The 15,530-nt window shown below is 70.3% G+C and carries 9 protein-coding genes, 1 tRNA gene and 2 pseudogenes; 4 read left to right on the plus strand and 8 right to left on the minus strand.

Features of this window, described 5'->3' with window-relative positions:
• Positions 1–10: 10 nt before the first annotated feature.
• Positions 11–3,259: pseudogene (gene fdh, locus QSK15_RS25245) on the minus strand (formate dehydrogenase); the annotation flags it as partial.
• 143 nt (positions 3,260–3,402) lie between these two features.
• Positions 3,403–4,200: a PrsW family intramembrane metalloprotease gene (locus QSK15_RS25250; protein WP_285796627.1), complete on the minus strand. Its 798-nt coding sequence runs from the start codon at positions 4,198–4,200 to the stop codon at positions 3,403–3,405.
• A 129-nt stretch (positions 4,201–4,329) separates the two neighbouring features.
• Here QSK15_RS25250 and QSK15_RS25255 point away from each other — a divergent pair, with 129 nt between their 5' ends.
• Together QSK15_RS25255 and QSK15_RS25260 are read left to right on the plus strand one after the other, a co-directional pair.
• Positions 4,330–5,034, plus strand: coding sequence for a permease-like cell division protein FtsX (locus tag QSK15_RS25255; RefSeq protein ID WP_285796628.1), 705 nt, complete (start codon positions 4,330–4,332; stop codon positions 5,032–5,034).
• A gap of 73 nt (positions 5,035–5,107) precedes the next feature.
• Positions 5,108–6,100, plus strand: coding sequence for a hypothetical protein (locus QSK15_RS25260; RefSeq protein ID WP_285796629.1), 993 nt, complete (start codon positions 5,108–5,110; stop codon positions 6,098–6,100).
• A 94-nt stretch (positions 6,101–6,194) separates the two neighbouring features.
• Here QSK15_RS25260 and QSK15_RS25265 read toward each other — a convergent pair whose 3' ends face one another.
• The 3 genes from QSK15_RS25265 to QSK15_RS25275 form a co-directional block, all read right to left on the minus strand.
• Positions 6,195–8,060 (minus strand): hypothetical protein, encoded by a 1,866-nt coding sequence (locus tag QSK15_RS25265; RefSeq protein ID WP_285796630.1) that lies wholly within the window; start codon positions 8,058–8,060, stop codon positions 6,195–6,197.
• A complete protein-coding gene (locus tag QSK15_RS25270) occupies positions 8,057–8,821 on the minus strand; it encodes an ABC transporter ATP-binding protein (protein WP_285796631.1) in 765 nt (254 codons plus the stop codon). Before QSK15_RS25270 ends, QSK15_RS25265 begins: the two co-directional genes overlap by 4 nt.
• Positions 8,822–8,891: 70 nt before the next feature.
• Positions 8,892–9,311 carry an ASCH domain-containing protein gene (locus QSK15_RS25275; RefSeq protein WP_285796632.1) on the minus strand — a complete coding sequence of 140 codons (420 nt, stop codon included), beginning with the start codon at positions 9,309–9,311 and terminating at the stop codon, positions 8,892–8,894.
• A 591-nt stretch (positions 9,312–9,902) separates the two neighbouring features.
• Here QSK15_RS25275 and QSK15_RS25280 point away from each other — a divergent pair.
• Together QSK15_RS25280 and QSK15_RS25285 are read left to right on the plus strand one after the other, a co-directional pair.
• Positions 9,903–9,965: transfer RNA gene (locus QSK15_RS25280), tRNA-OTHER, on the plus strand.
• A 424-nt stretch (positions 9,966–10,389) separates the two neighbouring features.
• A complete protein-coding gene (locus QSK15_RS25285) occupies positions 10,390–11,931 on the plus strand; it encodes a TROVE domain-containing protein (protein WP_285796633.1) in 1,542 nt (513 codons plus the stop codon).
• Between the two features lie 5 nt (positions 11,932–11,936).
• On the opposite strand, the gene QSK15_RS25290 is transcribed toward QSK15_RS25285, so the two are convergent.
• From QSK15_RS25290 to QSK15_RS25300, 3 genes and pseudogenes are all read right to left on the minus strand, one after another.
• Positions 11,937–12,758 (minus strand): FkbM family methyltransferase, encoded by an 822-nt coding sequence (locus QSK15_RS25290; protein ID WP_285796634.1) that lies wholly within the window; start codon positions 12,756–12,758, stop codon positions 11,937–11,939.
• A 33-nt stretch (positions 12,759–12,791) separates the two neighbouring features.
• Positions 12,792–14,510, minus strand: coding sequence for a sulfatase-like hydrolase/transferase (locus tag QSK15_RS25295; RefSeq protein ID WP_285796635.1), 1,719 nt, complete (start codon positions 14,508–14,510; stop codon positions 12,792–12,794).
• A gap of 305 nt (positions 14,511–14,815) precedes the next feature.
• Positions 14,816–15,508 (minus strand): annotated as a pseudogene (locus QSK15_RS25300) (CDP-alcohol phosphatidyltransferase family protein); the annotation flags it as partial.
• Positions 15,509–15,530: the final 22 nt, after the last annotated feature.

A 15,530-nucleotide genomic window follows, 5' to 3' on the forward strand; every position in this document is an offset into this window, starting at 1 on the left:
TGGCGCTGTCGGCGACGTCGGTCGTGACCATCGGTGGGTAACGGTGCACGAGGTTCCCCGACCGCCGTCGGTAGTCGACGACGAGGTCCAACAGCTCCTGGCCTCTGGGGCGTCGTCCGGGCCGGACGTCGCACGTGCCGACCTTGCTCTCCTGGATCAGGACGTTGGGGTCGAGGGTGATGCCGAACAGGTCGTTGGCCGAGTCGCCGGTCACCAGACCCTCAAAACCGAAGTGGTACGGCAACCAGACCTGGTGGATGATCCGGCCGTCCACCCGCAGCGGCGTGACGCGGTCGGTCACCAGCACCTTCGCCTCCACTGACGCGCGGCTGGTCACCAGGTGGGCCCAGCCCAGGTGGCTCAGTCCTCGTAGGGCAGCCAGTTCCGGCGACACCTCGACGAACATCTCGGGCTGCAACTCGGCCAACGGCGACACGTTGCGGCTCATCGCGCCGGCGGTGTGGTGCTCGGTGAGCCGGCTGACCGTGAACACGTACGGGAAGACGTCGCTGTGCTCCTGCGGCGGGCTCGGGTTCAAGGTGTTGATCGGGTGCGTGTAGACCTTCCGGGTCGGGTTGGCCTGCTGCCGGTAGAGCGGGTTACGCACCGGTGACTCCACCGGCTCGTAGTGGGTGGGCAGGGGCCCGTCCAGGACGCCGGTGGGTGCGTACAGCCAGCCCTTGCCGTCGCCCTGGAGGATGAACGGGTCGTCGCCGGCGATGCCCGCCACGCCTGAGGCGTCGTGCTCCGGTCGGTAGGACGGCGGTTTGGTCTTCTCGAAGTCCGGCACGTCGTAACCGGTCCACTCGCCCTTGTCCGCGTCCCACCACACGTAACGCTTGCGCTCACTCCACGGGTTGCCGTCCGGGTCGGCGGAGGCCCGGTTGTAGAGGATCCGCCGGTTCGCCGGCCACGCCCAACCCCACTCGGGCGCCACCAGTGACTGCTGCGCGCCGGGTTTGCGCCGGGCGGCCTGGTTGACCCCGTCCGCGTACACCCCGGTGTAGATCCAACAGCCGCCGACGGTGGAGCCGTCGTCCTTCATCTCGGTGAACGACGCCAGCGGGCGGCCGGTGGCCACGTCGTACCCGTTGATCTCCCGCAGCACCGCCTCGGCGCTCGGCTCCGCGTGCGGACCGTGCGTGGGATAGTCCCAGGCGAGGTCGAGCAACGCACGGTCGCGCGGCATGGTCGACGCCGCCAACCGTTCCCGGATGATGCGCCCGAGGTGGTAGAAGAACCACAGCTCGGAGCGGGCGTCGCCCGGCGGCTCGACGGCCTTCTCCCGCCACTGCAACAGGCGCTGCGTCTGCGTGAACGTGCCCTCCTTCTCCACGTGCGACGCCGCGGGCAGGAAGAACACCTCGGTGCGACACTCCTCGGGCACGATCTCCCCGGTCTCGATCTCCGGCGCGTTCTTCCAGAACGTGGCGCTCTCGATCTCGAACAGGTCCCGGACCACGAGCCAGTCGAGGTTGGCCATGCCGAGGCGCTGCGCCCGACCGTGCGCCGACCCCACCGCCGGGTTCTGCCCCAGCAGGAAGTACCCCTTGATCTTCCCGTCGATCATGTTCAGCACCTGCTGGTAGGTGCCGTGATCACCGGTCATCCGGGGCAGATAGCCGTAACAGAAGTCGTTCTCCGCGGTAGCGGCGTCTCCCCAGTACGCCTTGAGCAGGTTGACGCCGTAGATGCGGGCGTTGCCCCAGAACCCCTTCTGCCCGGGGTGCGCGATGCTGTCCACCCACTCGTTCAGGGTGGGGTGGTCGGCGTGGTGCGGCATCGGCAGGTAACCGGGCAGCAGGTTGAACAGTGTCGGGATGTCGGTGGAGCCCTGGATGCTGGCGTGCCCGCGCAGGGCCATCACCCCGCCACCCGGGCGGCCCATGTTGCCCAGCAACAGCTGGATGATCGCGCCGGTACGGATGTACTGCACACCCACGCTGTGCTGCGTCCACCCCACCGAGTAGACGAGCATGCCGGTCCGCTCCCGGCCGGAGTTCTGCGTCCAGGCCTGGGCCAGTTCGAGGAACTTCTCCTGTGGGATGCCGCAGACCCGCTCCACCATCTCCGGCGTGTAGCGGGCGTAGTGCCGCTTGAGGATCTGGTAAACGCAGCGCGGGTGCTGCAACGTCTCGTCACGCTCGGTCTCGCCGCCGACGGGAGCACCGTGTGACTCGTGTTCCAACCCGGCCCCGGTCTCCCGCTGCGTCTCGGTGTCCCGGGTCGTCTGGTTCTGGGCGTGGCCCTCGTAGCGCCAACTGGTCTGGTCGTACGAGGCGTTCTCCTCCCGAAAGCCGGAAAAGAGCCCGTGCATGTCCTCGGTGTCGGCGAACTCCTCGGTCACGATGGTCGCGGCGTTGGTGTAGGAAACCACGTACTCCCGGAAGTCCAGCTCGTTGTCGAGGATGTAGCGGATCACCCCGCCGAGCAACGCGATGTCCGTGCCCGCCCGGATCGGCAGGTACGCGTCGGCCAGCGCGCTGGTGCGGGTGAACCGTGGGTCGATGTGGAAGACCTTCGCCCCCCGACGCTTGGCCTCCATCACCCACTGGAAACCCACCGGGTGCGCCTCGGCCATGTTCGAACCCTGGATGATGATGACGTCGGAGTTCGACAGGTCCTGCTGGTACTGGGTGGCGCCGCCACGACCGAAGCTGGTCCCCAGACCGGGGACGGTGGAGGAGTGTCAAATGCGGGCCTGGTTCTCGATCTGAAGCGCCCCCATCGCGGTGAACAACTTCTTGATCAGGTAGTTCTCCTCGTTGTCGAGCGTCGCCCCGCCCAGGCTGGAGATGCCCAGCGTCCGGTTGAGCGGCCGGCCCTCGGCGTCGACGTCCTCCCAGGTTTCGTCCCGGGCGGCCAGCACCCGATCGGCGATCATGTTCATCGCGGTGTCGAGGTCCAGGTCCTCCCACTCGGTGCCGTACGGGCGGCGGTAACGCACCGTGGTCTGCCGCAACGGGCTGGTGACCAGGCTCTTGCTGGCCGCGCCCTTCGGGCAGAGCCGACCCCGCGAAATCGGACTGTCCGGATCGCCCTCGATCTGACTGACCCGCCCGTCCTTGACGAACACCCGCTGACCACAACCCACCGCGCAGTACGGACACACCGACCGCGCCATGCTGTCAGCGGAATCGGTACGGGCAGTCAGCGCGCGGGACCCGTCCGACTTCGCGGCGGCGCCCCGGCCCAACGGGTCCGTGCCGGTCAGCTGGCGGTACACCGGCCAGCCCGCGAACCAGCTGCGCACCCCCATCGCCGCACCTTCCCGACCAATCCGCCATATATGAACACTCTGACGGTAGATGAGGTGCCGGTCCGGTCGCAGCGGGATCACCAACAGTCATGCCTCCCCCGGCCGTTCGTGCCGGCCGGGAGAGGCACCGGGTGCGGCGCTGATCAGCTCGGTGCGAGCTGACCGACGGGGTGCTCGCCGAAGGTGCGGTAGCGGCGCAACGCCCAGAACAACCAGCCGATGCTGATGATCGCCACCACGACGAAGACCAGCGAGCCGGAGAACGTGTCCCAGAGGGTGTGCAGGACGACGACACCCAGAAACGTGCCGATGAACCCGACGATCCGGCCGACACTCGGGCTCGCCAACAACGCCCACAACGCGCCAGCGGTGAGCCCGGTCCAGGCGGTGTGCCCGGCCGGCGCGGTCAGCCCACGGATGAACAGCGTCTGCTCCACCGCGCCGATGTTGCCCTGCGAGCTCAGCAGCGCGGTGAAGGCGTAGCCCATCGTCTCCAGCGCGGCGAACCCCATGCCGGCCGCGACCCCGATGATCAGCCCGTCCGAGGGCACCCGACGCCGGTGCTGGGCCACCACCGTGAACAGCAGGATCACCGGGACGATCAGCTTCGCCGACTCCTCGATCAACGCCACGAACAGCATCGGCAGGGTGCCGAGCCCGCGCAGGGTGTCGTACTCCAGGGTGCCGGCGACCACCGTGCCGATCACACCGCCGAAGAACGCCGAGGTCACCAGCACCGACGCCGGCACCTGCCACCGCCCGGTACGGGCCTGCGCGAACGTCAGGAACGTCAACGGGACCAGCGTCGCCCCGAGCAGGATCAACGCCGGTACGAAGTTCGGATTCTTGGTGCTGACCAGGGTGCGCAGCACCGCCAGATAAAGGATCAGCCCGACGACGAACACACCGACCCACGCCCACCGGCGCCAACGATCACCCATACCACGCAGTCTGTCGGACGCAGGTTACGAAGACGAACCACGGCACTGAGATCCTGACGACTTCCCGCGCCGGCGAGTCCGCTGTTCAGGGGCGGCGATGCGCGCGAGTGATGGTTACGATCTTCGCCCATGCGCCGCGGAGCCCCGTTACTGTCACTCGTCGTCCTGCTGTCCCTTCCCGCCTGCACCTCGAAACCCGAGGAACCCGGGGACGTGGCGTTGACCGTCTTCCTCGACAACGACGTGACGGTGGCGCAGAAGGGCAGCGTGGAGCAGCAGCTCCGGTCGATGCCCAGTGTCACTGAGGTGTCCCTCGAAACCCGCGAGCAGGCGTACGAACGCCAGAAGGCGGAGCTGAAGGACCAGCCCGACCTGCTGGCGGCCCTCAAGCCGGAGTACATGCCGGAGCTTCTCCACGCCACCGTCACCGATGCGTCGATCGCCGAGGCGGTCGAACTGGTGGTGGCCGAGGCCGACGGCGTGGAGGATGTGGCGCTCAGGATCGCGGACGTCAACCCTCGACCGTCGCGGATCGGCGTCATTGTCCGGCTCAAGTCGTCGGCGACCGACGAACAACGCGCCGCCGTGGAGAAGGCCGTCCGGGCACTCCCAACGGCGAAGTCGATCGAATTCGAGGACCGCGAGGCCGCGTACGAGCGCCTGCGCAAGCGGTGCCAGGGCAAGGGCGACCTGTCCGCGCAGCTCCAACCGCAGATGACGCACGAGTCGTGGCGGTTCGAGATGCCCCTGAACAGAGAAGGATCTGGAGTGGGTGAGCTGATGAGGCTCGACGGCGTCGACGGCGTACCCCTGGCCCCTCTGGCGATGCTGTGACGCCTGCGGACAGAGCCGGCTCTTCCTCCACACCGCCGGCCTCCCCGGGAGGCTCGTGCGTAGGCTCACAGCTGTGCGCCCGTTGCTGATCGCCGAGACAGTACTGACGCCGCCGACCTTCGTCGAGTGGCTGACCGGCACAGGGTTACTGGCGTGGAGCCATCGTTCGCTGCGCGTGTTGCGCTCGGACCTGACCGTCGCGCTGGCGTGGGAGCCCTCCGACGCGGATCCGATCCTGGCCGTCGGCGTGGCTCCGGACCGGTCGCGGTTCGCGGTTGTGGGACCACGACAGGTGCAGGTCCGCAGCGCTGATGGCCGCGTCCAGTGGGCGGTCGAGCACGGCAGGGCCTTGTCGACAGGTTGGCCCCGCCCGAGTTGTCACCTGGCCGGGGACGACCTTCTCTGGCTGTTTGTGCCCGACGCTACCGGCGACCAACTCGTCGTGCTGGACGCGTCGAGTGGCGGTATCGAGGTGGACCGGCGCCCCCTTCAGACCGTTGAAGGCTTTGCCACATTCATCCTGGACGCCAATCGAGAACACGTCGGGCTGCACATCGCGGTAGGACCGGAAACCTGCCGCAGTTACCGCTGGACGACGGGCGATCAGCGGCTTCTCGCCGGGCAGAGAATGAACGGCTGCCTGGCCGACATGAACGCCGACGGGAGCTTCTATCTCTCCATGCCGCACGGCAGCGGCCGGATCGCGATACGCGATGTTGCCGACGACAGTGCCCGGGTAGAGCGCCGCTACGACGACATCCCGGATCTGGGCGACTCCGACGACTACTCGATGTACGAGGCCGCAGCCGTCGTATCCGACGACTGGGTCATGGTCGGCGTCGCGACTGACCAGGGCGACTCCGAGCAGCATCTCCTACTCTCCACCCGCACGTTGCGACCGCAGACCGTGATGGATTACGGCATCGACATGCCGCAGAACTCGATCCGGTCCGCCGGTGGAGACGGACGGTGGATGACGCACGACGCCCGCCTTGGGGTGATCCGCCTCTGGCAGTTACGGGAGCCACACGCGGATGAGGTCGAGGGCCAGCTCGCACTGCTGTAGGTGGTGCTGCTCCCTTGATCGTTGGCAGCTGCGCTGTTCGACACGCCGAGCAATCCCCTGCTGAGCTGCCACCGATCGAGGTGCCGAACCCCGCCTACTGCGCTTGCCCGGAAGTAGGGTGGGCGGAAACGCCCGGCTGCGGCCGGCGGTCCCACAGCACCAGGCCGGCGAGCAGCATCGCCACACCCAGGCCGATCATCGCCAAACCCACCGCCGTGTGCGCGCCCCCGCTCAGATGACCGGCCACGATCCACCCGCTGTCGATTCCGAACGCCAATGGCATCACCCCCTGCGGGATGACCGGGATCCACCCCACGGTGAGCAACCCCAGCGCCCACGCGGTCAGCTTGTTCTCGCGGAACCACTGCGCGTCCCAGGTCAGCGGGAGCACCGTCTCCGTGGGCCTACTGCGCTGGCCGGCGGCGGCGAGCACGTCGAGCCCGCGTCGGGCGAGACGTTCGTCAGCCAGCCAGATGCCGCCCCGCCAGGCCGCGGCGCCGCTGAGCAGCCCGACCAGTGGCAGCAGCGGCGTCACTCCCGACGGGCCCCAGATCACCAGGGCGAGCACCGGCGCGGCGGCCACCAGCCCCGACCCGGTGGCGACCAGCACGCTGACGATGTCCGTGGGGTTGTCAGCCGCGGTGGGGTGTCGGGGGTCGGCCACCGGGCGTACGCGCAGCAGCGACACCCACACCGGCACCGAGGCACCCGCGCCGAGCAGGGCCGGCAGGGTGGAGAGCGCGGCCAGGGGGTCAACGTCGGGCGCGAGGAGGACACCCGCGACGGTGAGCAGCACCCCGATCGGGGTGATCAGCACCAGCCAGGCCAGGGACCGTCCCCGGACCTCGGCGCGTTCGCCGCCCGGCGTGGTGAGCGGCAGCCACAACGCGGTGCCGTCCAGCCCGACCAGGCCGGCGGACATGGCCGCCGCGCCGAGCACGGCGAGCGGCCCGGCCCACGGCAGCAGCAGGTCCACGTCGGACAGCAGCGGCAGCCCGGCGAGCAGCGCCCCGTACACCACAGCGAACGCCAGATACTGCAACCGCAGCGGATGCCGCATCCAGGCCCGCAACTCGCGGCCGACGACCGCCCGCGTCGCGGCCGGCACCCACCCCAGCCACTCGCGGTCAGCCACGGCCGGTGGCACGGCCGTGGTCCGACGCGGCCGGAACGGCACGCCAGCGGCGATCACCCTTCGGACAAGCATGAGGTACGCGGCGGCGCAGAGCGCCACGATGCCCACCAGGGCCGCCATCATGCCCACCCCTCGCCCGGTCGGCCCGGTCACGGCGGCGATCGGCCAACCGCTCGGCACGTACGCCATCGCCCGGACCACCTCCTGCGGCGCTGCCACGAGCAGGACCGACACCCACGGGAAGACCGCCCAGAGCGACCCCGCGACACCCATCGCCGTACCGGTGAAGACGCCGGTGAGCAGCGCCCCGGCCGGACCACCGGCGTGGCCGACGACCTCCAGCGCGATGGCCGAGCCGATCAGTCCGAGCAGCCAGAGCAGCACCGCACCGCAGGCGGTGACGAGGACCGCGACGGTGCCGTGCCGGGCGGCGTGCACCGGCAGCGCGGCGAGCGCCACCAGCGAGACGGCCGGACCGATGCCGATCGCCGACGCGGCCAGCAGGCCGATCGCGGCCGGGAACCCGCCGATCGGCTCCAACCGCAGGTGGGCCGGGCGAACCCGGCCGCGACCCCCGCCGAGCAGCAGCGGCAGGACGATCCAGCCGAGCACCCAGGCACCGGCGAGCAGGCCGAGGGTGTGCTGGTCGCCGCGCAGCGCGTACCGGATCAACCAGGCGGCGGCGAGCAGACCGACCAGGGCGGCCACCGTGGGCCCGGGGTGCTCGCGCAGTGAGCGGCGCAGCATCGTCGCGCGCATCCGGGCCGGCACCGCGATCGCGCCGAGGGTGTCAGCCAGCGGGGCGAGGGAGGGTTGCGCGCTCATCGTGCCCCGGTCAGCCAGTCCAGGCCGGCGCTGCCGGAGGTTTCGGCGCCGACCAACTCGACGAACCGGTCCTCCAGGCTGCTGCCGGCGGCGACCTCGGCGACCGGCCCGGCGGCGACCACCCGGCCCTGGTGGATCACGGTGACGTCGTCGCACATCTGCTCGACGAGCAGCATCGAGTGGGTGGACAGTACACAGGTGCCGCCGCCGGCCACGAACCGGCGCAGCACCTGGCGGATGGTGGCCGCCGACACCGGGTCGACCGCCTCGAACGGTTCGTCGAGCACGAGCAGCCGGGGCGCGTGCAGCAGCGCCTGGGCGAGGCCGAGTTTCTTGCGGGTGCCGGTGGAACAGTCGGCCAGCGGTGTGCCGGCGCCCTTGGTCAGGCCGAGCACGTCGATCAGTTCGGCGGCCCGGTCGGTGGCCGCGGCCCGCGACAGCCCGCGCAGGCCGGCGCTGTAGCGCAGCAGCTCGGCACCGGTGAGGCGTTCCGGGAAGTCGAGGCCGTCGGGGAGTACGCCGGTCAGCGCGCGGGTCACGCCGCGCTCGCGCAGCGCGTCGTGACCGAGGATCCGGATCTCCCCGGAGTCCGGGGTGACCAGGCCGACGGCCATCCCGATGGTGGTGGACTTGCCGGCACCGTTGGGACCGACGATGCCGTGGAAGGTGCCGGGGTGGACGGTCAGATCGACGCCGTCCACCGCGCGATGCGCCGCGAAGGTCTTGACCAGGCCACGGATCTCGAGTGCCGGGGGGATCACGCGCCGAGCATAGGTGACCTTGCACGACCGCGTGGCCCGCCGCGGATCGGTGCGCGGCGGCTCGGATCGCTCAGACGACGTGCACCAGCCGGAAGCGTTCGGTCACCACGAGGGTGTCGTCGTCCACGGTGAAGTCGGGGTCGCCCAGCTCGGCGCGCACCTCGGCGCTGTGCCAGAACGTCTCGTGTCCCGCGCGCCACTGGGCCACCGACTCGTCACCCTCCCCCTCGGCCAGGGCGTGTGGCAGGTCGACGTCGGCGAGCCGGATCACCCGTACGTCGGTCAGCTCGATGGCCGCGACCCGCCGGCCGGCGGAGTCCACCACGGCGGACAGGTGGCCCACCGTGGGCAGCGGCTCGTTGGCACGCTGGTAGCCGATCAGCAGGCCGGTCGTCGAGGTCTTCGCCCCGGACAGGATCGCGCCCACCAGCTTGTCCCGCAGTGGCCCCGGAAACGCGAACTCGGCGAGCGGAAGATCGTCGAGGTGCATCCGTGCAGGGTATGCGATCCGCTGCGCCAGCGGATTCCCACCCACCGTGACCGTCCATCAGACGACCCCACCAAGGCGGTGCGCCTCTCACTCGACGAGGAGTCGGTATGCCGGCCCGGATCAGATGTGGTGGATCGGGGGCCAGGGCGCCACCGTGACCGCTCCTGCCGGTGCCACGTCCGTCGACTTCGCCGGCAACATAGATCTGGGTGTCGCCTCCTGCACGACCCCGCCGGGCGGTGTCTCCGATCCGGAGTGCACCCCGAACTGCTCCTCGACAGTGATCACCCCCGCCGCGCTGAGCGTGGATCTGGCAGTGGTGAAGACCGCGTCCCCCAGCCCGTACCGACCTGCTCCTCGACAGTGGTCCTCCCTGGGCCTGTTCCGCCCATGCCGGTCACGGGTGGCCGTCCGACAGCCATCGCCACCATCGGAGCCTCTGTCGCCGCCCTCGGTGTCCTCATGGTCGGCGGCCTGGCCCTGATCCGCCTACGCACCCGCCGCGAGCCCTGACCACGGGTCGCCGCCGCCTGGCCCGGAATCCGCTTGTCCAGGGTGTCGGTACGGGCCTATCGTCGTCACGCGCCTCCCGGTGCGCAGGCAACGGCTACTTCCGCTCTCAACGGGGAGACGTGGGTTCGAATCCCACCGCCACCTCAGGTGGCGTCGACCAGCGGCCCAGGTCACCTTGGCCCGCAAGGGCCGGTCGCCGTCGCCGCTTCGATCTCGGGAGACGCGCTCACGCCGCACACCGGTGCGACGGACACGGTTACTTCTTGGTGAAGGTCCCGCGAAGGACCCGCGGTTCGAGCCCGCAACACCGTGTCCAATCTGATCTCTGGTGTGCGGCGTGACCACCTTTCCCGCTCGCAAGATCGTAAATAAGTTGCCCCGCTGTCGCCGCCGTCGCTACGGTCGTGCCCGCACTTCCCGGTGCGCGCAGATGACGGTTGCCTCTGAGGGGTTCAGACCCCGGTGAAGGGCCATCCGTCGTCGACCTGGACCTCGGGACGCGCGACCACACCGCAAACCCTGTGCGCTGACCGCGGTCATGGGTGGCGTATTCGAGCTGATTGACGTGGGGGACGTCATGGCCAAGTTCAACATCAAGCTGCGCAAGAGCCGTCGGCAGCCGGTGACCGCCCAGGGCGCGCCCGGCTTCGCCCGCGAGCCCCGCGTCGAGCTCTTCCTGCTCGGTGTCTCCGCCATGGTCGGCGAGGACACGTTCTACGAGGGCGCTGCGGACCGGGACGCTCGCTTCCGGGACCTGGTTGCGACAGTCGCCGTCGCAGATCCGGACTGGTTCGCTCGCTTCGTACCGTGGCTTCGGTCCGGCGCCATGATGCGCTCGGCGGCCGTGGTGGCGGCTGTCGAGGGTGCTCGCGCCCAGGTCGCCGCACAGATTCCGGGTTCGCGGACGGTCGTGGATGCCGCGTTGCAGCGTGCGGACGAGCCCGCGGAGGCTCTGGCGTACTGGCTGGCCCGCCATGGCCGGAGAATCCCCAAGCCGGTGAAGCGGGGTATCGCCGACGCGGCGGTCCGGCTGTACACCGAGCGGAGCCTGCTCAAGTACGACTCGGTCGGCAGCAGCGTGCGATTCGGCGACGTCATCGACCTGACCCACCCCACCGCGAAGGACGAGCGGCAGGGTGACCTGTTCCGGTACGCGCTGGACCGGCGGCACAAGCGGGGCAATCCGCTGCCGGCGTCGCTCCGGATGATGGCGGCACGGGACGCTCTCATGGCGTTGCCCGTCGAGCGGCGCCGGGAGGTCACCGATCCGGCGGTGCTGGGCGCGGCCGGCATGACGTGGGAAGCCCTGGCCGGCTGGCGACAGGGAGCGATGGACGCCTCGGCGTGGGAGTCCGTCATCCCGACCATGGGGTACGTGGCGTTGCTGCGCAACCTGCGCAACTTCGACCAGGTCGGGGTCAGCGATGCCCTGGCGGAGACGGTTGCGGCCAAGCTCTCCGACCCGGGGCAGGTCGCCACCTCGCGGGTGCTGCCGATGCGCTTCCTGTCGGCGTACAACGCGGCACCGAGTCTGCGATGGGCGTACCCGTTGGAGAAGGCCCTGCAGCATGCCCTCGCCAACGTGCCTGCCCTGGACGGACGGACCCTCATCCTCATCGACACGTCGGGGTCGATGCAGAGCCCGTTCAGCAAGGACGGCTCGTTGCTCTGCTGGGACGGCGCCACGGTGTTCGGCCTGGCGTTGGCCGCCCGGGCGCGGGCGGCCACCGTGGTGTCGTTCTCCCATGACACCCGGGTGTTTCCGTCGGTGGCGGGCGAGTCGGTGCTCGCGGCGGTGCGACGGTTCAAGGACGACGGCTACTTCTTCGGCATGGGCACCGACACCGAGAAGGCGGTACGGAAGCACTACGACGGGCATGACCGGGTGGTCATCCTCACCGACGAGCAGGCCCATTGGCACAACGCTTCGGACGTCGCCGCGGCGGTGCCCGCCGAGGTGCCGGTGTACACCTGGAACCTCGCCGGTTACCGGGTCGGGCACACGCCGGCCGCGGCGAACCGGCACACGTTCGGCGGGTTGTCCGACGCCGCGTTCGCGATGATCCCGCTCATCGAGGCCGGCAGTCACGAGCGCTGGCCCTTCTGACCTGGCTACCGCCGCCTCGGATCGTGAGGCGGCGGTAGCTGTCGCAACCGGCCGCGGGACACGCAGTACACGTCGCCGGAATTCGCACCGTGCGGCAGCGCGGCGAGGTGGGTGGTCATGTCGGTCGCGGAGACCCAGCGTCGGAACGTCATCGACTTGTCGTCGCCCAACGCCACGTCGAAGCCGTCGAAGCCGAGCGCGGTCAGCCGGTCGAGACACCGGGAGGCGACCGGTCGCGCGATCGTGGTGAACTCGAACGAGAGCGCGGGCAGCGGGCCGGTCAGCCCGGCCAGCACCTCGTCCTCGAAACCCTCCACGTCGATCTTTGCGAACGTCGGCTCGCCGTACTCGGCGATGAGCGCGTCGACGGTGACCACCGGGACCTCGATGTCGGCGTCCCACACCTCGCCCTCCCACCCGCCCGCGCCCTCCGCGGCCCGAACGAAGTCGGGCGAGGCGGTGGACACTGTGGGGTTGGCGGAGTTGACGTGGAAGCGGGTGCTGCCGGGGGCCGCGCCGCAGACCGCTTCGACGAGCGTCACCTGGTCGTCGTCGGCGTAGATGGCCCGTAGGGCGCGGAGGCACAGCGGCTGCGGCTCCACCGCGACCACCCGCGCCCCGAGGCGACGGAAGCTGGCGATGTGGTCACCCACGTGCGAGCCGACGTCGAAGACGAGATCGCCCTCGGTGACGAAACGGGAGTAGAAGGCGTCCATCCGGGCGTCGCGCTCGGCGTCGCCGTAGTAGACGTCCAGCGATCGGTGCAGGAGGGACATCGCGGGGTCGGTTCTGAGCGCGGCGATCCTGGTGTCGGTGCCAGCCGTCATCTGTGTGAGTCCAGTCCGTGGGGTTGGCCGGGCCTACGGCCCGAAGGCGGTCAGGAAGCGGTCCCGGAAGGTGTCCATCCGCCAGACCGGCGCCTGCGGACCGGGCTTGAGCCCGTCCTGCCAGCCCCACCCGGAGATCCGGTCCAGTACGGCCCGGTCCCGGGTGATGATGCTGATCGGGACGTCGCGGCTGGCGTTGTCGCCGGTGACCACGGCGGCGGGCTGGTGGTCACCGAGGAAGATGAACACGAGGTCATCGTCGCCGTAGGTCTGCACGTAGGAGATCAGTGCGCTCAACGTGTACTCGATGGAGTGCCGGTAGTCGGCGCGGATCTGCTCGGTGTTGCGTCGTTTGTCGTCGGACTCCTTGGCGGTCCCCTTGAAGATCGTCCCGTTGCCGATGGCGGCCCAGTCGACCAGATCCGGTACGGGCGTCCAGGGGGCGTGACTCGACACCAGCGCGAGTTCCGTCATCGTCGGCCCGCCGTCGCGCTTCGCCTGCTCCAGCCGCCGCCAACTGGCGAGGGTGTACTGGTCGGGCATCGTGCCGAAGCTGAACTTCGGGCCGCGGTACCCGAGGGCTCTGGCGTCGTAGAACCGCTCGTAGCCGAAGAAGGAGCCCTCCGGCCATGCCCTGCTGACGGCGGGCATCACGCCCACGGTCTGCCAGTCGGCCCGGCGGAAGGCGCCGTTGAGGGTCATCCGGTCACTCGCCAGCAGGGTGCGGTGCCGCTGGTCGTTGTCGACCCACAGGCCGGAGAGCAGCGTGTCGTGTGCGAGCCAACTGCCGCCGCCGAACGTCGGCGAGGTGAGGAAGCCGCTCTGCGCGGCGAACCCCGCCGCGTTCAGCCGGTTGGTCCCGTCGTCGAGGACCGCACCGACCTGCGGGGCGAACTCCGGGTCCTCGACGGCGTCGCGGCCGTAGCTCTCGACGAAGGAGATGACCACGTTCTTGCCGCGCAGCGCGGTGAGGAGTTGGTCGCCGGGGGTCTGCGCGAACCGGTCGTCCTTGAGTAGCGCGGCGAACTTCTCCCGGTCGTCGAGTCGCAGGCGCACCTGGAAGCCGTGGCCGTTGGTGAGCGTGGTCGCGGACGTGTCGGCAACCGTCACGCCCTCGACCACCCGCACGTTGAACGCGGCGCAGACCACCCAGACGACCACCAGCGCCGCCACGGTCCGGGTGGTCCCGGCGCGGTGCCGGATCACCAGCCCGCGCAGCCGCCGCATCGACAGCGTGACCGCTGTGGGCAGGCCCACCGCCACCACCGCCAGGGCGACCGCCACGGCGATGGCGGCGGGCCGGCCGTACGACTCGCTGAGGAACGCGAACCCCTCGTCGAGCAGCGCCCAGTCGAGCACCGGGTCGAAGGCCCGGCTGAGCGAGGCGGTGAATCCCAGGTCGAACAGCTTGAGCAGTCCGAGCAGGCCGAGGGCCAGCCCGGCGAGGGTGGCGACGAACCGGCTTGCGCGCGCCGGCAGGGCGAGCAGGAGCGCGACGGCGAGCAGGGCCTCCAGGGGGATCCGCACGAACGCACCGGGGCTGAACCGGCCGAAGTCGTACGGCAGGGTGAGCACGAGCAGCACCAGCAGCACGGCCAGCAGGGTGACCAGTCGGCCCACGATGGAACGGCGCGGCCGCCCCTCGGGTGCGGCGCCGTCGGTGGCGGTGGCGTCCGTGGCGGTGGCACCCGTGGTGGTGGCACCCGTGGTGGTGGCACCCGTGGTGGTGGCGTCCGACAGTTCGCCCCTCATCGCCCTCCGTCCCTGGCTCGGCAGCTGACGTACGCGCGTCAAGAGCGACAACCCGGGCATCCTTCCATGATCTTCGTTGGGTGCGGCATCCGGGCGGCTCAGACGCGGGCGATCCCGCGTCGGGCCACGGCGACCGGCCGGTGTTCCGGCCAGGGCAGCCCATCCGTCCTGCCGTGGCCCAGACCGGTCAGCCCCGCGCCCGCGCTCGGGGCGCTGTGGCTCGGCTGGTTGCCCGCGTGGACCATCGCGTCCGACTCGTGTGCGACGCCCGCCCGTTGGTCGACCACGTCGTTGGCGACGGCGCGGCGGAGGTGACGGGTCGTCCACAGCCACCTGACGTCCCGCCCGAACGACTCGAGCAGCAGCGCCAGTGACGCCACCAGCACGACTGTCGTCAGCGGACCGGGCAGCGCGTCGCCCATCGCCACCGTCAGCACCACGCCCTGGACCGCGGCGACGACCTTGCGCCAGTAGCGCGGCGGCAACGAGCCGCGCATCCAGCTCAGCACCCAGCTCGCGGCGACGAAGACGTACCGCATCGCGCCGATCGCCAGCACCCAGGCACCCGTCGAGGGCGCCACGTACAGGCAGAGCACCAGGACCAGGAACGAGTCGATCTCCATGTCGAAGCGCGCGCCGAGTTCGCTGGACGTCCCGGTGCGACGGGCCGTGTATCCGTCCACCGCGTCGAGGGCCAGCGCCACGCTGGTGAGGACGACCATCACCGCAACCGGTGCCGGCCGGGTGAACGAGTCCGCGGCCAGGGCCGTCACGCCGCCGGCGAGGATCGCCCGGCTCAGGGTCACCCGATCGGCCGGGCTCAGATCGCCAGCGCCCGCGCGGGTCATCCCCCGACTCAGCAGGGCGCACAGGACCACCCCGTAGACCAGCCCGGCCGCCCAACCGGCCGGGCCGAGGCCGACCGTCTGCGCGAGCACCGCCAGCACGCCGATCTGCGCGAGCAGTCCGATGACCGGACCCGTTCGAACCGTTGACATCGCGCCTCCGTGACTCTGGTGG

Source organism: Micromonospora sp. NBRC 107095 (genome assembly GCF_030269705.1).
In the GTDB taxonomy this organism is placed as follows: Bacteria; Actinomycetota; Actinomycetes; order Mycobacteriales; family Micromonosporaceae; genus Micromonospora; species Micromonospora parva.